At 57.6% G+C, this 20,649-nt stretch carries 19 protein-coding genes; 4 read left to right on the top strand and 15 right to left on the bottom strand.

Going from position 1 to position 20,649, the window contains the following annotated elements:
• Nucleotides 1–131: 131 nt before the first annotated feature.
• From ftsX to ftsY, 3 genes are read right to left on the bottom strand one after another with little or no spacing between them, the layout of a single operon-like run.
• Nucleotides 132–1,175 (bottom strand): permease-like cell division protein FtsX, encoded by a 1,044-nt coding sequence (ftsX, locus tag ACQE2I_RS02090; protein WP_427029844.1) that lies wholly within the window; start codon nucleotides 1,173–1,175, stop codon nucleotides 132–134.
• Entirely contained in the window at nucleotides 1,172–1,840 is a 669-nt protein-coding gene (ftsE, locus tag ACQE2I_RS02085; protein ID WP_427029843.1) for a cell division ATP-binding protein FtsE, read from the bottom strand. Before ftsE ends, ftsX begins: the two co-directional genes overlap by 4 nt.
• The gene (gene ftsY, locus ACQE2I_RS02080) at nucleotides 1,837–3,138 is read right to left on the bottom strand and encodes a signal recognition particle-docking protein FtsY (RefSeq protein ID WP_427029842.1); all 1,302 of its coding nucleotides are present in this window, start codon (nucleotides 3,136–3,138) and stop codon (nucleotides 1,837–1,839) included. Before ftsY ends, ftsE begins: the two co-directional genes overlap by 4 nt.
• Before the next feature lie 90 nt (nucleotides 3,139–3,228).
• On the opposite strand from ftsY, the gene rsmD reads away from it, so the two are divergent.
• Nucleotides 3,229–3,861: a 16S rRNA (guanine(966)-N(2))-methyltransferase RsmD gene (rsmD, locus tag ACQE2I_RS02075; RefSeq protein ID WP_427029841.1), complete on the top strand. Its 633-nt coding sequence runs from the start codon at nucleotides 3,229–3,231 to the stop codon at nucleotides 3,859–3,861.
• A gap of 133 nt (nucleotides 3,862–3,994) precedes the next feature.
• On the top strand, nucleotides 3,995–4,189 hold the full coding sequence (gene zapB, locus ACQE2I_RS02070) for a cell division protein ZapB (RefSeq protein WP_427029839.1): 195 nt from the start codon (nucleotides 3,995–3,997) through the stop codon (nucleotides 4,187–4,189).
• On the opposite strand, the gene ACQE2I_RS02065 is transcribed toward zapB, so the two are convergent.
• From ACQE2I_RS02065 to ACQE2I_RS02030, 8 genes are all read right to left on the bottom strand, one after another.
• Nucleotides 4,186–4,662, bottom strand: a complete 477-nt coding sequence (locus ACQE2I_RS02065) for a GNAT family N-acetyltransferase (RefSeq protein ID WP_427029838.1) — start codon at nucleotides 4,660–4,662, stop codon at nucleotides 4,186–4,188. The two genes, zapB and ACQE2I_RS02065, sit on opposite strands and share 4 nt — an antisense overlap.
• Entirely contained in the window at nucleotides 4,652–5,521 is an 870-nt protein-coding gene (locus ACQE2I_RS02060) for a hypothetical protein (protein ID WP_427029837.1), read from the bottom strand. The genes ACQE2I_RS02065 and ACQE2I_RS02060 overlap by 11 nt, the downstream gene beginning before the upstream one ends.
• Nucleotides 5,518–5,826, bottom strand: coding sequence for a BolA family protein (locus ACQE2I_RS02055; protein ID WP_427029836.1), 309 nt, complete (start codon nucleotides 5,824–5,826; stop codon nucleotides 5,518–5,520). Before ACQE2I_RS02055 ends, ACQE2I_RS02060 begins: the two co-directional genes overlap by 4 nt.
• A gap of 41 nt (nucleotides 5,827–5,867) precedes the next feature.
• The gene (locus ACQE2I_RS02050) at nucleotides 5,868–7,271 is read right to left on the bottom strand and encodes an MFS transporter (RefSeq protein ID WP_427029835.1); all 1,404 of its coding nucleotides are present in this window, start codon (nucleotides 7,269–7,271) and stop codon (nucleotides 5,868–5,870) included.
• Nucleotides 7,272–7,422: 151 nt separating this feature from the next.
• Nucleotides 7,423–7,809 carry a hypothetical protein gene (locus tag ACQE2I_RS02045; protein ID WP_427029833.1) on the bottom strand — a complete coding sequence of 129 codons (387 nt, stop codon included), beginning with the start codon at nucleotides 7,807–7,809 and terminating at the stop codon, nucleotides 7,423–7,425.
• A gap of 84 nt (nucleotides 7,810–7,893) precedes the next feature.
• Nucleotides 7,894–9,405, bottom strand: a complete 1,512-nt coding sequence (gene lysS / locus ACQE2I_RS02040; protein ID WP_427029832.1) for a lysine--tRNA ligase — start codon at nucleotides 9,403–9,405, stop codon at nucleotides 7,894–7,896.
• Nucleotides 9,406–9,440: 35 nt separating this feature from the next.
• A protein-coding gene (gene prfB / locus ACQE2I_RS02035) for a peptide chain release factor 2 (protein WP_427029831.1) occupies nucleotides 9,441–10,539 on the bottom strand; the annotation gives its coding sequence in 2 pieces (ribosomal slippage) (nucleotides 9,441–10,463 and nucleotides 10,465–10,539; 1,098 coding nt in all).
• A 166-nt stretch (nucleotides 10,540–10,705) separates the two neighbouring features.
• Nucleotides 10,706–12,049, bottom strand: coding sequence for an OmpP1/FadL family transporter (locus tag ACQE2I_RS02030; protein WP_427029830.1), 1,344 nt, complete (start codon nucleotides 12,047–12,049; stop codon nucleotides 10,706–10,708).
• Between the two features lie 265 nt (nucleotides 12,050–12,314).
• Here ACQE2I_RS02030 and ACQE2I_RS02025 point away from each other — a divergent pair, with 265 nt between their 5' ends.
• Entirely contained in the window at nucleotides 12,315–12,743 is a 429-nt protein-coding gene (locus ACQE2I_RS02025) for a MerR family transcriptional regulator (protein WP_427029829.1), read from the top strand.
• Nucleotides 12,740–15,325: a heavy metal translocating P-type ATPase gene (locus tag ACQE2I_RS02020; RefSeq protein WP_427029828.1), complete on the top strand. Its 2,586-nt coding sequence runs from the start codon at nucleotides 12,740–12,742 to the stop codon at nucleotides 15,323–15,325. Before ACQE2I_RS02025 ends, ACQE2I_RS02020 begins: the two co-directional genes overlap by 4 nt.
• Nucleotides 15,326–15,385: 60 nt before the next feature.
• Here ACQE2I_RS02020 and ACQE2I_RS02015 read toward each other — a convergent pair whose 3' ends face one another.
• From ACQE2I_RS02015 to ACQE2I_RS02000, 4 genes are read right to left on the bottom strand one after another with little or no spacing between them, the layout of a single operon-like run.
• Nucleotides 15,386–16,015 (bottom strand): YitT family protein, encoded by a 630-nt coding sequence (locus ACQE2I_RS02015; RefSeq protein ID WP_427029827.1) that lies wholly within the window; start codon nucleotides 16,013–16,015, stop codon nucleotides 15,386–15,388.
• Between the two features lie 43 nt (nucleotides 16,016–16,058).
• Nucleotides 16,059–17,885: a single-stranded-DNA-specific exonuclease RecJ gene (locus ACQE2I_RS02010; protein WP_427029826.1), complete on the bottom strand. Its 1,827-nt coding sequence runs from the start codon at nucleotides 17,883–17,885 to the stop codon at nucleotides 16,059–16,061.
• A gap of 22 nt (nucleotides 17,886–17,907) precedes the next feature.
• Nucleotides 17,908–19,296, bottom strand: a complete 1,389-nt coding sequence (gene thrC / locus ACQE2I_RS02005; RefSeq protein ID WP_427029825.1) for a threonine synthase — start codon at nucleotides 19,294–19,296, stop codon at nucleotides 17,908–17,910.
• A gap of 6 nt (nucleotides 19,297–19,302) precedes the next feature.
• Entirely contained in the window at nucleotides 19,303–20,619 is a 1,317-nt protein-coding gene (locus ACQE2I_RS02000; RefSeq protein ID WP_427029824.1) for a homoserine dehydrogenase, read from the bottom strand.
• Nucleotides 20,620–20,649: the final 30 nt, after the last annotated feature.

Here is a 20,649-nt window from a genome sequence, read left to right as displayed (position 1 = left end):
ATAACCTACTTGCTGTAAACTTGCGCTTAAGACCTGATCACGTGGATAAGGTTCACGTGGCATCACATTGGTAATGTATATCCCACGTTAATGGGTGAATTCTACTCTATACCGCTAGACACCCAGCTAAATCATCTTGGGCGAATGCTTGAGAGGTGACGCGTCACCGCTAACCAAGCACCCAACCAACCCAATAGTGTACTGCAAGATAGCAGAATTGTAGAGCCCGTCACGTCGAGTTGGGGTAACGAGAAACTCGCCCCGTAGCTCGCCGCCAACGCGGCAACCGGCAGTGACAGCCAATGATTACCGACACCTAATAGGCCTAGCGCTAACAGCCCACCGCCCACCCCGTACCAAGCGCCGCTATACAAGAAAGGTCGCCTTACAAACGCATGCGTGGCACCAATGAGCATGACAACTTCAATTTCCCGCCGCCGACTCTCCACCGACAGACGAATAGTATTACCCACCACTAGCAAAACCCCTAAGCCAAACAGCGCACCCAGCGCCAGCGCTACGCGCCGTCCCAGTTCTGCCAAGTTTCTTAACCGCTCCACCCAGGCCAAATCGACCCGCACCTCGTCAACACCGGCAAGTGCTTCAAGCGTCGTGGCCAGTTGCTGCATGGCTGAAGGGTCTACGCTTTGCGGCTGAACGATAATCGTGATGGGCAACGGGTTATCTTCAAGCCCCGCCAACGCATCATCAAGGCCGAGCGACTGTTGAAACTCCGCCATGCCCTGCTCGGCACTAATCATTCGGGTTTCGAGCACGCTCTGCTCGGCATTGACGGCCTCTTCAATGCGCAGTGCCTGGGCATCGTCAGCGGCTAATTCTAGATACACCGTTAGGGTAGCGCTTTCATCCAGCTCCGCATCCAGCAAGCGCGCACTATCTAGGGTTAACCACAGTGCGGCAGGCAGCACCAGCGCAATCGCAATCGCCAGCATCGTCAGGAGATTACCCAGCGGATAGCGCACTAAGCGCTGAAAGCTATCCCACGCCATGCTGCGGTGGTGGCGACCCCAGGCACGCAGACGACTGGAAAAACGCGTTTGCTGCGATCTGGCACCGCGCTGCGGGAGCTTATCGACCGTTGGTTTGGCAGCGGCTTTACGCGACGTTTTTAACGCCGCTCCCTGACGGCGTTTGGGCGTCGTGGACGACTTCATATCGCCCCCTCATCAGCGACCAGGCGGCCATCGCTTAAACGCAGGATACGGTGGCGCAGTCGAGCAATCAGGGCCAAATCGTGGCTGGCGATCATCACCGTCGTACCAATCCGATTAAAATCCTCAAACAGCCCCATAATATCCGCCGACAATTGCGGATCAAGGTTACCGGTGGGCTCATCAGCAAGCAGTAGCGCGGGCTTATTGACCACCGCCCGGGCGATACCCACGCGCTGCTGCTCACCCCCCGAAAGCTCGATGGGCAGGGCTTTTTCACGATGCAACAGCCCCACTTTGTCTAACGCGGCGCGCACTCGTCGGGCCGCTTCACGAGGCTCGACTCCCTGAATTTCCAGCGGCAACGAGACATTGTGAAAAATACTGCGATCAAACAGCAGTTGGTGATCCTGGAAGACCACACCAATTTGGCGCCGATAAAACGGCACTTGGCTAGCATGCAGCTGGGCAATATCGTGACCTGCCACAACGACGCGCCCGCGGCTGGGTTTCTCAAGGCGCATCACTAAGCGTAGTAGCGAGCTTTTCCCCGCCCCGGAGTGGCCGGTAAGAAACACCATTTCGCCACGGGCAACCCGAAAGTTAAGGTGCGCCAGCGCCTCGAAGCGTCCGCCGTAACGTTTTCCTACATGCTCAAAGGCAATCATGCGCTGGCATCATCCCCTTGACGGTCAAACAGCGCATGGACGAAATCATTGGCCTCGAAGGGGCGCAGGTCATCGATCCCCTCCCCTACACCAATAAAGCGAATCGGCGTTTCCAGCTGTTTAGCTAGCGCAAAAATAATGCCGCCTTTGGCAGTGCCATCCAGCTTGGTCAACGTAATCCCGCTGACCGGCACGGCGTCATTAAAGGTGCTGGCCTGCGAAATAGCATTTTGTCCGGTACCCGCATCAAGCACCAACATCACTTCGTGAGGCGCCGTACCATCGAGCTTCTGCATTACTCGGTGGACTTTTTTCAGCTCTTCCATCAGATGGTTTTTATTATGCAGCCTACCGGCGGTGTCAGCGATTAACACGTCGACACCACGGGCTGTGGCAGCCGCCACCGCATCGTAAATCACCGAGGCGCTGTCAGACCCTGTGTGCTGGCCGATCACCGGCACTTGGTTGCGCTCGCCCCATACCTTGAGCTGTTCGACAGCCGCGGCACGAAAGGTGTCACCGGCTGCCAACATGACGCTTTTACCTTCACGCTGAAAGCGTTGAGTCAGCTTACCAATGGTGGTGGTCTTGCCCACACCGTTAACACCCACGACTAAAATAACAAACGGGCCACTGCCCTGTTTTTCGAGCACCAGCGGCTTGGCAACCGGCGCCAGCATCGCGCTAAGCTCCTCCTGCAAGCCATGGTAAAGCGCCTCGGGGTTATTCAACTCTTTGCGCGAGACGCGCGCTTCCAGGCGACCAATAATCTCGCTAGTGGCATCAATACCTACGTCAGCCATTAAGAGCTGCGTTTCCAGGTCTTCCAGCAGTTCGTCATCGATCTGCTTTTTACCTAAAAATAGATCGGCGATGCCGTCGGTTAAATTGGCACGGGTTTTACCCAGGCCTGACTTGATACGCGCAAACCAACCCTTTTGTTCGCCTTGCTGTTCAGGTTTCTTAGCCACTGGCTTCTCTTGCAGGGCGGGCAGAGGCTCTGGCTCTGGCTCTGGCTCTGGCTCTGGCTCTGGCTCTGGCTCTGGCTCTGGCTCAATTATCGGTTCGGGGGCTGGTTCTGGTTCAACTTCAACAATCGGCTCAGCAATATTAGCTGGCTCAGGCACCGGTTCTAGCAATGCCTCCGCGTCTAACGCTGCATCGCCTGGCTTTTCAGACACCTCAATGCCCGGCTCGTTAACGCTGGTATCTTGAGGCTGCTCTTCAAGTTGCGGCTGTTCTTGTTGCGGCGCCTGTTCTGGGTCGTGCTTATTCTTACGCTTAAAAAAACCAAACATGAGTGTTATCCGACATCAATAGTGAACATTAGGAGCATCCTACCACTGCAGGCAGAGACTTTGGACAATCAGCCCGCTACAATCCGTGTCATGACACGACAACGCTCCTCCCGCACATCAGCTGCCCGCCGAACGCCCGCTCAGCGGGCTGGCAAACCACTTGGTAAGCCAACGGGTAAACTTCGCATTATCGGCGGTGAGTTTCGTCGCCGTCAGTTACCGGTGCTGGATAGCCCCGGTTTACGCCCAACCCCAGACCGGGTGCGTGAAACGCTGTTTAACTGGCTAGGGCAACAGCTTTATGGCCAACACGTACTGGATCTATTCGCAGGCACCGGCGCGCTAGGCATTGAAGCCCTTTCTCGCGGGGCGGCTAATGTCGATTTTGTCGAGCGTGACCCACGGGTGGCAGCGCAGCTATCGACCAATCTGGCATCGCTCAACATTACCGCAAGCGCGGTGCATATTAACGATGTTCAGGCCTACCTGACACGACCTACGACGCCCTATGCGCTGGTATTTCTTGACCCGCCCTTCCATCAGCAGCTAGCCGCGCCGTGCTGCGCTGCGCTAGAGCGCGGTGGCTGGCTATCGGATCAGGCAATGATATACCTGGAAACCGAGACCTCGCAGCCGCCCGAGGTACCCGCTAACTGGCAGTTACACCGCGAAACCCAGGCGGGCGAAAGCACCGCGCGACTTTATCAACGTCACCTGCCGTAAACAGCGCTTGCCGCCACGCGGCGGTGGCGTTACGCTCGCCTCATTCGTCCTTACTGGCAAGCTTCCCGCTTGTTTTCTAGGATGCTTTATCGTTACCTGTTGGGGTTCTCATTTTTACTCTAAGGAGAGATACATGAGTCTGGAACTATTTAATCAGTTGGAACAGAAAGTCACCGACACCGTTGACGCGCTGGAGATGATAAAACTGGAAAACGAAGAGCTGCGCGGCGAAAACGCCAAGTTGAAAGAGGAGCGTGAAGAGTGGGAACGCCGCCTAAACAGTCTGCTAAGCAAATTCGACAGTCTGGATGCTTCCAGCGCCTCCTAGCCTGCCTGCAGCACCCGCGACATCAGCAGTGCATCTTCACGCCCGGCGGCACCATTAGCCGCCGGACTGCCCTGAGTCGGTAGTGGGGGGTAGTAACCTCGGCGACAACCATCTTCACTGAACCCACTGCGTTGATAGAGCTGTATAGCGCCTAGGTTACCGGCGCGAACTTCAAGCAGTAACCGCTCACTTGACCAGCCGTGTGCCACTGTGAACACGGCCTCCATTAGCGCGAAACCTGCGCCACTTCGACGACGCTCAGGCACCACCCCTATGGCTTGCAGCTCCGCCTCAAATGGCAACCGCGCCACGATGGCATATCCCTGCAGTTGCTCACCCTGCCACCAACCCAGCACACAGGTATCCGGACAGCCCAACGCTGCCAGCAACTGAGAGTCTGACGTACCGCTTTGCGTCTGACGCTCAAGTGCCGTCAGCGAAGCTAAGTGCTCAACGGTCAGTTCAGCGATCATCAGTAGGCTGCCTCGCGCCTGTTAACCCAACGTCCGCCCACTGCTGGCCTAATGCCTGCAGCACTGGTAACAAGTCTCGCTTGTTGCTGGCGCCATCGAGCAGCGACGCAAGCGCTGGGCCCTGCCAAACAGGCAGTGAAAGCGTATGGCTATGCGCCTCAACCACATTCAGCACACGATCCAGTGGCGCTTGCTCGGCCCCCAGCTCTCCCCACCAGAGTAGCCGCTCTAACTGCCACCCCTGCCGGCTTATCCTGCCGGCAATAAAGGCGGCCAACCCCTCACGGGCTTCGTCCAGGGGGTCTTCAACAGCAAAAGCGTTGGTCATTTGCGGCCACGTAAAGTGCGTCACTTTTGGCAACGCATCTTGTTGAATACCCACAGCCTGTAACAGATTGGCTAACAACTGCTGCTCAAGCGCACTCATTTCCCCCGCCTGCAGCATCAACCAACGGCCCTCAAGACACACACACGAGAGTGCGAACGCTAATGGTTTAGCGGGCTTAGCGGTGGCTGCTTCAACGGCCGTAGTGGGTTGCGCAGCCACCTGGCTGGCGGGTCCCGGCTTGTCCTGACCCAACAGCGCCCGCACCGCCGAGGGTGAGGCAATAGTTTCGCCCACAGCTTGGGTTTCAGACGCTGAGGGTTCCAACGCTTGTGGCTTAGCCGTTTGACGCCTGGGCGCGGGGGCGTCGTCCAGCAACGCCTGCAGCCGCTCCCGGGGCGGTATCGGAGTAGGTGTCGCATCCTCCCACTCGCAGGCCTCGGTAGGCAGGGCATTAGGCAGTTGGTATTTAGCGGCCCAGGCGGTGATTCCCATGGCCTCCAAATAGTGCCGCCGAATAACTTCCTGTGTCACTTTCCGCCGCCGCGACAGTTGGGTGAGTTCGGGCGTTCGCCGCCGCGCGCCTGCCACTCACTGGCAGTATAAAGATGCAGCGCTAACGCGTGCACCGGGCCTGACAGTTCGTCGGCCAACAGCGCATAGATTTGCTGATGACGTTTCACTGGCATCATACCGTCGAAGGTGTCGCTCACCAGGGTCACTTTGAAGTGGGTTTCGGAGTTGGCGGGCACGCTGTGCATGTGGCTTTCATTTTCTACCTGCAGCACGTCGGGCGCGAGCGCCGTTAGCTTCTGTTCAATCTGTGTCTGCAGCGTCATGGGGTTCTCCTTAGGATCACAAACCACTTTATTGTACGCGCTTACTGCCCCTTAGACGATGCCCTCCGGGCGTGTAACGCACGTCTTGCCAGCGGCATCCGCGCAACGCTTACCAGTAGTGCCAGCAGCGTGGTCGCCGCCCCCAGCCAGAGCGTTACCTGCACCGGCCAGCCCAGCGCCAGAGCAGCGCTGACCAACGCCACCCCAAACGACTGCCCTACCGTGCGCGTCGTGCTCATTACCCCCGAAACGTTGGCGCTACGCTCCGGCGGAAGACTGCCCATCATTTCGCGGTTATTGGGCGGCTGAAACAGCCCAAAACCAATCCCACACAGTGCCGTGCGCCATAGGCTTCCCGCGACACCTGTTGACTCATCGACTAGCGCCAGCGCAATCAGGCCAACAATCAATAGCCCAAGGCCGGCGCTGGAGAGAATACTGGGATTAATACGGTCGGCCAAGCGCCCAGCGACGGGGCCCACAAGCATGATAGCCAACGGCCAGGGGGTGAACAGCCAGGCAGTTTCCAGCGGCGAAAAACCCATCTGCTCCTGGTAGAAAAACGATAGCGCCACAAAGGTGAGCCCCTGGCCGATAAAGGCAAGCCCAGAGGCAGAAACCGCCAGTGTAAAACGCAGCTCGGCAAACACGCTAAGTGGCAGCAGCGGATAAGGCGCACGCCGCTGACGCGCAATAAACCCAGCACAGGCCAACACTGCCAGCAGCGCCCAACCCCCGCTTTGCCAAATCGGCGCGGCGTGACTCACGGCATCCATGGCGATAAAAAAGCTCGCCAGCATAACAATGGAGAGCAGTGCCCCGGCCACATCAAAACTGCCTTGGCGACGCTTTTCACGGGGCAAGGCACGCTTGGCCAGCCATAGCGAGCAGAGGCCGAGCGGCACATTTATCGCAAACAGCCAGGGCCAATCGGCAAACGACAGGATCACGCCGCTGAGCGTGGGCCCCGCGGCGTAGCCGCCGGCCACGACCAAGGCGCTCAAGCCCAGGGCGCTGCCCAACAGCCGCGAGGGAAAAATCGCCCGATACAGCGACGGGCCAATCGACAGCGTGGCGGCGGCACCCAACCCCTGAAAGGCACGAAACACCAGCAGCGTTTCCAGGTTGCGCGACAGCGCCGCCCCCAAGGCTGCAGCCACAAAGGTGGCCAGCCCAAACAGATAGAGTCTACGACGAGTGATTAGCTCGCTAATGCCCGCAAACACCAGCAAAAATGCCGCACACACGACTTGAAACAGGTTAGTAATCCATACTGCCCGGGAAGCGGACACATTCAAATCGGCGGCGATGGTGGGCAGCGCAAGATTGATCATGGTGGTGTCGACCACCGCCATTAGCGTGCCGGTTACCAGCGCCAGTACGGCAAGGGCGCGCTCAGGCCCGGGCAGGCCATCGTCGCCGGGGCGGGTTTCAAACAGTCGCATGTGGGAGTTCCTAAACGAAACGGCTAAAATTCTTAAAACTGCTGCCCTTGAACCTGCTGTCTTGAACCTGCTGTCCTGAAATAGAGAAACCGGCCTAAGCCGGTTTCGAAGTGCGATATCTAGCTTGCCTAAAACAGCAGCACGCTAGCGGCTAATCCTGCTCACTGTCGAGCAGCAGCGCATCATCGACTTCTGAAATCTCTAACGCCGTTTCGTCATCCAGGTCGATCGCCAAGTAGCTGTGCTCGACGCGCACAAACTCCTGGAACAGCGCCCAGTCCAGCCTGTCCGGCCATTGGCGTTCATCCTCTTCCCAAGCGCGCAGCTCAGTCTCAAGGATTTCCACGTAACGCTCGCGCACGAAGGTTTCCAGCGCTTCCGGGGTGTCCATCTCTGGAATCAGGTAAATGGTACTTTCGCGCTCGACGTCGTCCAGGGTCAGGTCATCGTCTCCCATGGTGGGTTCCAGCGCGTTGATCCAGTCCACAAAGGGCTGGGTCGGCCTGACGCTCAGTGCGGAGCGGTTAAGCAGTTTCATGGGATTCTCCTCGCCGTCGAAACGTTGACCATTATGGGCGCTATAACGCGCCCTTACCAACTTTTCATCTGTTATCGTAGCGTGTTAGTCCACTTCAGGGCGCATCGCCGGGAACAGCAGCACATCGCGAATCGAGGCGCTATCGGTAAACAGCATCACCAAGCGGTCGATACCGATGCCTTCACCGGCGGTCGGCGGCATACCGTACTCCAAAGCACGTACGTAATCCGCGTCGTAATACATCGCCTCCAGATCGCCGGCATCTTTTTCCGCGGACTGGGCACGAAAGCGCTCTGCCTGGTCTTCGGCATCGTTAAGCTCCGAGAAACCGTTAGCGATTTCGCGACCGCCCACAAAGAACTCAAAGCGGTCGGTGACAAAGGGGTTAGCGTCATTGCGCCGCGCCAGCGGGCTAACTTCCGCCGGGTACTCGGTGATAAAGGTTGGCTGGTCAAGTTTGTGCTCGGCAACCTCTTCAAAGATCTCCGTTTGCACCTTACCCAGGCCCCAGCTCTGTTTGATCTTGATGCCGAGTTTTTCAGCGGTGACACGCGCAGCGTCCAGCGAATCCAAATCGCTGTCGGCAATGCCGTCACCGTGGTCGAGAATCGCCTGGCGTAGCGTCAAGCGGGCAAACGGCTGTCCGAAATCGTAGCTGGCGCCCTGATACTCAATGATGGCGCTACCGAGCACTTCTTCAGCCGCGGTGCGTAGCATCGCTTCGGTCATATCGAGCAGGTCACGGTAATCCGCATAGGCCCAGTAGAACTCCACCATGGTGAACTCTGGGTTATGGCGGGTCGAAAGGCCTTCGTTACGGAAGTTGCGGTTAATCTCGAAGACTTTTTCGAAGCCGCCCACCACCAAACGCTTGAGATAAAGCTCCGGCGCAATACGCAGATACATATCGATGTCCAGCGCATTGTGATGGGTAATAAAGGGGCGCGCCGCTGCGCCGCCAGGAATCGGCTGCAGCATCGGCGTTTCCACTTCCATAAAGCCGCGCGCTTCAAAGAAGCGGCGCATGGAGCTGATCACCGCTGCGCGGGTTTCAAATACCTTGCGCGACTGCGGGTTCATGATTAGATCCACGTAGCGCTGGCGATAGCGGGCTTCCATGTCGGTGAGGCCGTGAAACTTATCCGGCAGCGGGCGCAGGCTCTTGGTGAGCAGCTGCGCCTCTTTCATCATCACGTACAGGTCGCCCTTGCCGGATTTATGCACCGGCCCGTGGGCGGCGACGATGTCACCGATATCCCAGCTTTTAACGTCTTCCAGCACCTCAGCGGGCAGGCCTTTTTTATCCACGTAGAGCTGGATTTGCCCGGCCACATCCTGAATGACGATGAAGGGGCCACGTTGACGCATCACACGACCGGCCACCGAGGCGTGGTGATCCAACGCTTCAAGCTCAGCTTTATCCCTATCGCCGAAGGCGTTTTGCAGCTCGACGGTTAAGCTGTCGCGGCGAAAATCATTGGGAAAGGCACTCTTTCCCTGCTCAGCGGCGCGCTCGCGGCGAGCGGTCAGTTTGGCTCGACGCTCGGCGATCAGGTGGTTTTCGTTGTCTGCGGGAGACGCGTCTTGGTTAGCCATGGGGCACCCTATTTATGTTCAAACGCTAAAAAAGATTACAAACCTTGCTTCAAGCTGGCGACGATAAATTGGTCAATATCCCCGTCGAGAACTTTATCGCAGTTGCTGGACTGCACGCTGGTGCGCAAATCCTTGATGCGCTGATCATCCAGCACGTAAGAGCGGATTTGACTACCCCAGCCGATATCCGATTTGGAGTCTTCGGCTTCCTGCTTGGCAGCATTGCGCTTTTGCATCTCGTGTTCCCACAGCCGCGCTTTCAACTGCTTCATAGCAAAATCGCGGTTAGCGTGCTGGCTGCGCTGGCCTTGGCAGGCCACCACGATACCGGTCGGCTCGTGGGTAATCCGTACTGCCGAATCAGTGGTGTTAACGTGCTGGCCACCGGCGCCGCTGGAGCGGTAGGTATCAACACGCAAGTCCGAGGGATTAATTTCAACCTCGAAGCTGTCATCAATTTCCGGGGACAGGAATACCGATGCGAAGGAGGTATGCCTACGGCCGCCGGAATCAAACGGGCTTTTACGCACTAAGCGGTGAACGCCGGTTTCGGTACGCAGCCAGCCGAAGGCGTAGTCGCCCTGGATATGCACCGTGGCCGACTTAATGCCCGCCACGTCACCCGCGGAGATTTCGGTGATATCGGCTTTGAAACCGTGGCTTTCTGCCCAGCGCAGGTACATGCGCAGCAGGATATTGGCCCAATCCTGCGCCTCAGTGCCACCGGAGCCGGACTGAATATCCAGATAGGCATTATTTTGATCCATCTCACCGGAAAACATGCGCCGAAACTCAAGCTTTTCTAACGCCGCCTGCATACTGTCCAGCTCTTTGCACACTTCTTCGACGGTGCCTTCATCCTCTTCCATTTCCGCCAGCTCTAGCAGATCCTGGCTATCGCCAAGGCCCTGCTCAAGCTCATCAATGGTGGCCACAATGGCTTCGAGGGAGGCACGCTCTTTGCCTAACTTCTGCGCGTAGCCTGGATCGTTCCAGACATTGGGATCTTCCAGTTCGCGGGTAACTTCTTCTAGCCGATCTTTCTTTTCGGCATAGTCAAAGATACCCCCTAAGAACGTCTGTCCGCTCAGACAGGTCCTTAATCTGGTTATGAATCGGGTTGGTTTCCAACATGGGATCGCCCTAGCGTTGTCAGTAACTGGTCGTACAGAAGTGTATCGATCAGAAAAGCGCATAGTGTAACGAAAGCCGACACGCCCCGCATCCAATGCCCTGTTACAAGCAATAAAAAAACCCGGCAGGTTGCCGGGTTTCATTGGGGTCTGGCTTTCTACAAAGCTTAGAAGCGATAGGTTAACTGCGCGCCAAAGCCGTGAGCTTCGTTTTTGTAGTCGGCTGAGTAGTTAGATGTGATAGGCGGTGTTTGTTGCCCTGCCACTGTAAAACTATCGGTTTTAGTTTGATCTACTCGGGTGCTGCGCTCGGTCAGGTAAGAGTAAGCAAAGTCGAGTGTCAGGTCAGGCGTTGGGCTCCAACCTGCACCGATAGAGAAAATACGACGGTCGTCAGAAGGTATACGTACGCTGCGGGTAGAATCTTGAGTAGGCGTAAAATCTAAAGCCACCCCCGCACGCAATGCTAACTGCGGAGTCAACTGATACTCGCCGCCGGTTGAAAAAGCCCAAGCATTTTCATAATTTTGCTGCTCATTAGTAATTTCAGGACGGTCGCTACCAGTGACCAAAATTTGGTCGAAACGGCTCCAGCGCGCCCACGACGCCCCAAACATAAGCTTAAGGTTTTCACTCATCTGCTGGGTCAAAGAGAAATTGACCGTTTCAGGCGTGGTTAAATCTAATGCTGCTGTATCAGTAACCGTTCCAATCCCCAGCTGGTCTAACACGGGCGAGCTTGCTGAAAAACTGCCTTCCAGGTTGAAATCCACTTTTGAGCGGTAAGTTAAACCCAACGTTGTTTCAGGCACCGGTTGGTAGATCACCCCCAGGTTATAGCCCCAAGCCTCATCATCACCTTCAACTCGAGAATCTACTTCTGTTAACCCAAGAGGAGTCGCTGCAGGTACCTGTCGATGCAGTTCCCCGTCAACTCGATTGTAAGTAATACCTGCGCCCAGCGCCCATTGGTCATTGAAGCGGTAAGAAACAGTAGGCTGGGCAGTCATCACCTTTACTTCGGTAAAGTTGCCTTGATTACGACCTTGAGAGCCATCTTCATAGTCAGTGCTTGACCCAAACGGCGCATAAACCCCGAAACCAAACGCCAGCTGTTCATTGACGGGTTGAGCGTAAAACGCAAACGGCACTAGCGTGCCAGGAACCATATCCCCATCGTTTGATCCTGTTACGGGCAGCGTATCTGTCAAACCGCCCGTTGCTTGCATAAATGCGGGGCTACTCTGCGATGCCTCAGCATTGCTAATATCGGTATTGACACTGAGATAGGTTCCACCAACCGTAACCTGCGCACGGTCTAAAAATGACATACCCGCCGGGTTGCCATACACAATGGTCGCGTCGTGTACGTTAGAGCTTCGCCCTGCGTGGCCGTAGCCCTGCCCACTCACGCTCTGCTCGTTGATTTGATACCCGCCCGCATGGGCTTGGCTGACGAAAGCCGCTGTGATGGCAGCGACTAGGGTGAGCTTATTAAATTTATTATTCATGGTGGGCCTCTCTTCCCGATGATCCAGTGGATAGCGTCGATCCACCCTCGTTATTTTTACATGACTGTTTTCTCGCAACTGGGTCATAAATTCAAGGTCAAACGTTCGTTTTGTTTTATTTTTGACTTATACATTAGTCGTACGGTCGTTTTAAATCAGTGTTTTAGTCATTTCAGCGGATTGAGCAAAGGCGCCCTTGACCTATGGGTAACCCATAGGTTTTACACTAGCGTGGTTACTATTTCACCGGTCGGGAGAACAGGCCATGAAGGTTAACGAGCTTGCTAAACGCGGCGGGGTTACCGCAGAGACCGTGCGCCATTACGCTCGTGAGCGGCTACTTGCCCCGCAGCGCCATCCAGATAACGGCTATCAGCTATTTTCAGAGACCGACCTAGAGCGGCTGCGCTTTATTCAGCGGGCGCGCAAGCTAGGTTTTAGCGTGGCGGAGATTCGCGACATCCTGACCCACGCCGACCAAGGCGACTCTCCCTGCCCACTTGTACGCGACTTACTCGCCAGCCGCCTGCCACAAATCCGCGCGCGCATTGCCGAGCTGGAAGCGCTGGCCGAGCGCATGGAGCAGGCCATGAACAGCTGGCAGCATATGCCCGACGGCTCCCCCGATGGCCACAGCGTATGCCGACTGATTGAGAGTTTTCCTGACGCCACGTCTATCAAGGAAACCCCATGAGCGACTCCTCTACCGAAGCCACCCCCAGCGTAAGCCCTGCCCATGGAGCCACCACGCGAACCATTCCTGGCATGAGCTGCCAGGGCTGCGTCAAGCGTATGCGCGAGGCGGTGCAAAGCGGTGACCCAAGAGCCGATGTAGTCGGCACACCTAGCGAAAAACGCCTTGAGGTTGTTTCATCGCTAACCGACGCCGAGCTTGATCAACGCTTGATCGAGGCGGGCTACCCGCCCGGTGAAGCAACTCTGGATGAAGCAGCCCCAGACGCGGCCGATAAGCAGCCAGAAACAGTGTCATCCGCTGATGCTGAAGCTGACAAAACCATAAGTGCCCAACCCCATTACCAAGGGCAAGGCACAAAGCAGCGTCTGGCGATTAGCGGGATGACCTGCGCCAGCTGCGTTAAGAGCGTACAGAAAGCGCTAGAGCGCACAGAGGGAGTCGACACCGCCAGCGTCAATTTTGGTACCCACTCCGCCCAGGTGTTTGGCAGTGCCGAGACCCAAACGTTAATCGCCGCCGTTGAGTCAGCCGGCTATGGCGCCGAACCGATTGTGGATATGCGGGAAGCTGAACGCACTCGTGCAGAGCAGGATGCCAAGACTTACCAAAAACGGCTGCGCGGCAGCGCGATCTCGCTGGCACTGGCGATTCCGCTGATGATGAGCATGTTTTTTTTCCATCCCCACCCAATGGGCATGGGGCGTCTCTACTGGCTGGTGATCGGTTTGTTAACCTTGGGCATTTTGGTCTTCCCAGGACGCCACTTTTTCGTCAACGCCTGGAAACAGTTTAAGCACCACCAGGCCAATATGGATACCCTGGTGGCCATGGGCACTGGCGCCGCCTGGCTCTACTCCATAGCCGTGGTGCTGTTTGCGCCGTGGTTGCCCGAGGTTGCCCAGGGCATCTACTTTGAAGCCTCCGCGATGGTGATCGGGCTAATTCTGCTCGGCAATGCCATGGAGCTACGCGCCCGCGGCCGCACCAGCGATGCGCTAAAGCGCCTGCTTGACCTGCAGAGCCGCACCGCGAGGGTGATTCGCGACGGTCACGAGCAGGAGATTGAGATTGATGGCGTGATTGCTGGCGACCACGTACGAGCACGCCCCGGTGAGCGCTTGCCGGTGGATGGCGACGTCGTTGAAGGCCAAAGCCATATCGACGAGTCAATGCTTACCGGCGAACCGCTCCCCGTGACCAAGCAACCAGGCGATGAGGTCAGCGCTGGCACCGTGAATGGCAAAGGCAGCTTGATTTATCGCGCCACACGGGTGGGCGCCGACACCCGCTTGGGACAAATTACCGAGCAGGTAGCCAGCGCCCAAAACTCGCGCCCACCGATTGGCGAGCTCGCCGATCAGGTCTCCAGCGTTTTTGTGCCTGCGGTAATGATCATTGCCGTCTTGACGGCGCTGGTGTGGTTCAACCTAGGGCCCGCTCCCCAGGTGATCCATATGCTGGTGACGGCAACCACCGTGCTGATTATTGCCTGCCCCTGCGCGCTGGGCTTGGCGACGCCAATCTCGACCATGATCGGCGTTGGTAAAGCCGCAGAGCATGGGGTATTGGTAAGAAACGGCGAGGCGCTGCAAACCGCCAGCAAGCTGACCACGCTGGTGGTCGATAAGACCGGCACGCTTACCCAGGGCAAGCCTAGCGTGACCGATGCGCAGCTGTTTGGCATCGAGCAGTCCTCTGTGTTGGGATTGGTACACGCGCTGGAGCGCGGCTCCGAGCACCCGTTGGCGGCGGCGCTAATGAGCTATGCAGATGAACACAACGCTGAACCTGCCGAGATCCATAATTTTGACAGCGTTACCGGTGGTGGGGTGAAAGCCCAAATGCCCGACGGCAAGGCGCTGTTACTGGGCAATGCGCGTCTGTTAAGTGAAGCAGGGGTGGGTCTTACGGCAGGCGACGAGCAGGCACGGGCGCTTGAGGAGCAAGCGCGCACGCTGGTGTATCTGGCGGTGGACGGCAAGCTGGCCGCGCTATTTGGCATCAGCGACCCGCTTCGCCACGACACCGTGGCCGCCATCAAGCGCCTACAAAAAGACGGCTTAACCATCGTCATGCTAACCGGCGATAATGAGCACACCGCCAAGGCCATTGCCCAGGAAGTGGGTATCGATGTATTCAAGGCAGGCCTACTGCCCGAAGACAAACACGCCGAGATCGAGCGCCGTCAGCAGGCAGGCGAAATCGTTGGCATGGTGGGCGATGGCATCAATGATGCCCCGGCGCTGGCCCGGGCGAACGTGGGCTTTGCGATTGGCCAAGGCACCGATGTGGCGATTGAGAGCGCGGGCATCACGCTAATGCGCGGCTCGCTGCACGGGGTGGCGTCAGCAATTGAGATCAGCCGCGCCACGCTGCGCAATATCAAACAGAATCTGGTGGGTGCCTTTGGCTACAACCTACTGTGTATTCCCATCGCGGCGGGGGTGCTCTACCCACTCACCGGCATGCTGCTCTCACCGATGATAGCGGGCGCTGCAATGTCACTCTCTTCCATCACCGTGGTGAGTAACGCCAACCGCTTGCGGCTATGGAAAGCTAGCCAGGAGGAATCCTCATGAGCTTACTGATCAACTTGGCAGGTCTGGGGCTTATCGCACTGATTGTGTGGTGGTTCTGGCTTAGCTAACGCCGATGTAACGCCCTGGCTTATGGTTCAGGGCGATAATCAGGTTGAGCGTAAGCGCCCCTAGTACCGAATAGCCCACGCGATCCAACGGTAGTTGGGACAGGGCTACCAGCAGGATAACTCCATCGATGGCCAGTTGAACGTAGCCTGCGCGCAGGCCGTGTTTATCCTGTAAGTAGAGCGCGAGGATATTGATACCGCCCAGGCTGGTGCGGTGGCGAAACAGCATCAGCATACCAATGCCCATCAGCGCGCCGCCCATCAAGGCGGCGTAGATCGAGGGCACGCTGGCAAATTGCACCCAGCCTTGGGTTAGTTCTGAAAACAGCGATACCAAGCCGATGGCGGCAAAGGTGCGTAGGGTAAAACTCCAACCCATCCGCTTCACCGCCAAGTAGTAAAACGGCAGGTTAATGGCAAAAAAGTACACCCCAAAGCCCCAGCCGGTAATGCTGCTGGTGATGTAGCTCAACAGCAGCGCTAAGCCTGCCGTACTGCCGGTCAATAGCACCGCATGGGTGTAAAAGGTCACTCCCAGCGCGACAAAGAACGTGCCCAACAGCATCGCCATGACATCTTCATAGAGCCGATGCTGATCCGCTGGTAAATCTTCCACGCGCATGGGAGCGTCCCTACTTGGCTTATTGAAGTTATACAACGATTCATTAAATGGCGCTGGCGTGCTCGACCATCAACTGAAGTGTTTCGCGGCCACGCCAGCGGTTGCGATTAAGCTTGTAAGCGCAGTGCAGCGTATCGCCGACGCTGAAGCCAGGCAGCTCCCCCGGCGTTAAGGCGCGAAACCAAATCGCTTTGCAGGTCACCGGGCCGCTGGAAAGCTCCAGCATCAGGTGCGAGCCCTCAGCCCCCACCGGGCGCAGCGCTTCGACAATAAAGCGCCCTTCAAACAGCGGCGGGTCAAACTCCCGCCCGTAGGGGCCAAGGGTTTCGATCTCCATTAACGTCGTCAGTGAAAGCTGGGCTGTCGAGAGCTCGCCATCCGTCCATAGCCGTGGGTAAAGTGTTCGCCCCTGCAACTGCTCGCCCACCGCTTGCAGGAAAGCGGCTTTAAAGGCGTCAAGCTGATCGCGTGGCACGCCAACCCCTGCCGCGCCGCTATGGCCACCAAAGCGTGGCAGCGCCTGGGGAGCAAGCTCAAAGGTGCGCTGTAGCGCATCGCGCAGATGCAACCCGTCAATCGAGCGGCCTGAGCCGGTGAGCATGCCGGGCGCCGCTGCCTGGGTAAGCACCAACGCAGGGCGCCCATAGGCCTGCACCAGCCGCGAGGCAACGATTCCCTGCACACCGGGATGGCCATCCTCAAGCAGTACCACCACCGCGGGCTCGTCGGCGTTCAAAGCCGCTGTGGCGAGAGTGCGCGCCTCGGCGGCCATGTCGGCCTCAATCGCTTTGCGGGACTGGTTATCCTGATCCAAAACGTCGAGCTGGCGATTGGCGACCCCATCATTCTCGGCGAGCATAAAGTGCAGCGCCGCGTAGGGGTCGTCCAGCCGCGAGCGGGCGTTAATGCGCGGCCCCATCTGAAACGCTAGCGTCTCGGCGTTGAACGGCACGCTGTCGGCGCCTAAGCGCGTCGCCATAGCGCGCCAGCAGGCCGCATCCATGCGATTGATCAGTTTTAAACCTTGATTAACCACTGCACGATTCGCCGGGCTGCCGCCCAATGACACACAATCCGCTACCGTGCCCAACGCTACGTAAGAGAGCCAAGGCGACAGTTTGGGCGTGGATTCTGACAGCGCCCCCCACTCGATCAGCACGCCGCGAGCGAGTGACATCAACAGCCACGCCACCATACAGCCGGCGATGGTTTTGTCAGGATACTCACAGTCATCACGGGTGGGATTAACGCAGGCGAATGCCGAGCTTGGCGGCCCCTCAATGGGCAGGGCGTGGTGGTCGCTAACTACCACGTCGATACCTGCCGCTTTTAATCGCGCGATACGCGGCTCATCGGAGCTGCCGCAGTCGGCGGTGATTACCAGGGTGGGGAAAGGCTTGAGCGCGAGCGTACGCTCTACCAGCGGTAGGCTGATGCCGTAGCCGTCGTGAATACGGTGGCCAATCAAACTGTGTAGCTTGCCTTCCGGCACTCCAAACAGCTCGACCAGGGTGCGCCGGATTACCACATGGGAGGTGATGCCATCCACGTCGTAGTCGGTGAGGATACCAATCGCTTCGCCTTCCGCTACTGCCTGGGCAATGCGCTCGGCAGCGCGGCGACCGTCGGCGAGTTTTTCCGGGTGGGCCAGATAGCGCAGGCTGGGTGAAATCAACGGCGCAAGTTCACCGCTGTAGCCCGGCAAACGCGAGGCCAATAGCCGCGCCTGCAGCTCGCTCAAACCTTCCACCTGGGCACGGGCATAGAGCGCCTCGTCCACGGGACGAGGCTCTAAGCGCGGCCTGCTTGTACTCGAAGACAACGTGCTAGAGGACAGCGTGCTGCGGGGTAGATCGGTCACTGGGGTCATCGGTGTCTCAACGAACGGGACTTCAACGCCGGTTTTCCGCAACGTACTGCTGCACGGCGGCAAGTTCCGCTGGGAGCACCGTGTAGCGCTCTTCGCGCTCAATCAGGTCTTCCATATGCGGCGGTAGTGGCACGCCCAGGAAGCCCGCTTTCACTACGGCTTCGGCAAACTTGGCCGGGTGTGCAGTGGCCAGCGTTATCATTGGCGTTGACTGGTCAGCGCGGGCGCGCTCGGCGGCACGATAGCCGGTAGCTGTATGCGGGTCGAGCATTTCACCGGTGCGCTTATGGGCATCACGGATCACTTCCAGAATCGTCGCATCGTCCACGCTGTAGCTGGAGAACTTCTCGCGCAGCTTGGCCAGCGGCGCATCGGCCAGCGCCGTGGGCTCCTGCTGGAAGCGCTCAAGCAGTGCCGCCACGGCCAAGCCGTCGCGGTCGTAGGCGTCAAACAGCAGGCGCTCAAAGTTAGACGACACTACGATATCCATGGAAGGCGCCAGCGTTGCCGCCAGCTCTTTTTTGGAGAAGTCATTCGCGGCCAACGTGCGGTGGAGAATATCGTTGGCGTTGGTGGCGATGATGAACTGCTTCACCGGCAGGCCCATTTTATAGGCCATATAGCCCGCAAACACGTTACCGAAGTTAGCCGACGGCACACAGAAGCTCACCTCACGGTGCGGCGCACCCAGCGCAACGCCTGAGGCAATGTAGTAAACAATCTGCGCCATAATGCGCGCCCAGTTGATCGAGTTTACTGCCACCAAGCGCGTGCCGTTCAAGAATGTTTGGTCAGCAAAGCTCGCCTTAACCATTGCCTGGGCGTCGTCAAAATTGCCTTCAATGGCAATGTTGAAGACGTTATTGGCCAGTACCGAGGTCATCTGGCGACGCTGCACTTCTGAAACACGGTTATGCGGATGCAGGATAAAGATATCCAGGTTATCGCAGTGGCGGCAGCCTTCAATCGCCGCTGAACCGGTATCGCCAGAGGTCGCGCCCATGATCACCGCACGCTCGCCGCGCTTTTTCAGGAAGTGATCAAGCAAGCGGCCAAGCAGCTGTAGCGCCACATCTTTAAACGCCAGCGTTGGGCCGTGGAACTGCTCAAGCAGAAAATGGTTAGCATCCAGCTGCTTGAGGGGCACAACCGCGTCGTGATTAAAGGTCGCGTAGGCCTCGGTCACGATGCCGCGAAAGGTCTCGTCGTCGATCTCACCGTTCACAAACGGCTTCATCACCCGGAAAGCGATTTCCGCGTAAGAAAGCCCGGCCATACTGGCCAGCTCATCCTTAGAGAACTCAGGCAGGGCTTCTGGCACATATAGCCCGCCATCGCTGGCCATGCCCGTGAGCACCACCTCTTCAAAGGAGAGCGCGGGCGCCTGCCCACGCGTGCTGATATAACGCATCTGGGTTTACTCCCCTTCGTCCAGGCTTTCCACGCGGATGCGTGTAACGGGGCCGGCAATATCCGCCATGGATTCGATTTCACGGATCGCTTCGTTCATCTGCTTCTCTTTGGTGCGGTGAGTGAGCAGAATGATCGGCACCAATTCGCCCTCGGTGGCCTCTTTCTGGATCAGCGCTTCAATAGAGATGCCCTGCTCGGCCAAAATGGTGGCCACTCGCGCCAGAACACCGGGGCGGTCAACCGCCAGCAAGCGCAGATAGTAAGCGGTGGTGATGTCTTCCATGGGCATGATAGGCAGCTGACTGACATCTTCGTCAATGCCGCTGAACGCCAAATAAGGCACCCGGTAGTGGTGGTCAGTGGAAATATCCCGCGCCACATCGAGTAAATCAGCAACCACTGCTGAAGCGGTCGGTTCCGCGCCTGCACCAGCGCCGTAGTAAAGCGTTGGTCCTACTGCGTCGCCCATCACCGCAATGGCGTTTTTAACGCCGTGGACACTGGCCAGCAGGCGCTCTTTGGGAATCAAGGTGGGGTGAACGCGCAGTTCCAGACCCTGATCGGTACGTTTGGAAATGCCCAGGTGTTTGATGACATAGCCAAGGTTATCTGCCTGCTCGACATCTTCGGCGGTAATCCTTGAGATACCTTCGGTGAACGCTTTCTCAAACTGCAGCGGTACACCGTAGGCAATCGAGGCCAGAATGGTTAGCTTATGCGCCGCATCGATGCCTTCCACATCAAAGGTAGGATCGGATTCGGCGTAACCCAGCGCCTGGGCTTCCGCAAGAACGTCCTCAAACGCCCGGCCTTCGTCGCGCATATGGGTAAGGATGTAGTTGCCAGTGCCGTTGATAATGCCCGCCACCCACTCAATTCGGTTGGCACCCAGGCCTTCGCGCAGCGATTTGATCACCGGAACACCGCCTGCCACCGCGGCTTCAAACGCCACGATCACGCCCTTTTCGTGAGCAGCTTTGAAGATTTCATTACCGTGCACAGCAATCAGCGCTTTGTTGGCGGTGACCACGTGCTTGCCATTGGCGATCGCCGTGAGCACCAACTCGCGAGCGATATCGTAACCGCCAATCAGCTCCACCAGGACATCCACATTGGGGTTGGTGGCCACTTCAAACACATCAGAGGTGGTATTAATGCCGGTAATATCGCAGTCAGGATGAACACTGCGATGAGCAATCTGCTCAATCACAATAGGGCGGCCAGCACGACGCGCAATATCGTCAGCGTTGCGGGTCAATACGTTAAAGGTGCCGCCACCGACAGTGCCTAAACCACAGATACCTACTCTTACCGGTTTCAAAATACTTCCCCTTTTGTGTTGGGCGCCCGC

Origin of the sequence: Halomonas sp. H2, assembly GCF_050215315.1 — a bacterium.
Taxonomy (GTDB): domain Bacteria; phylum Pseudomonadota; class Gammaproteobacteria; order Pseudomonadales; family Halomonadaceae; genus Vreelandella.
The sequence above is the reverse complement of the archived record's forward strand: the minus strand, read 5'-3'. Positions and strand labels throughout refer to the sequence as shown.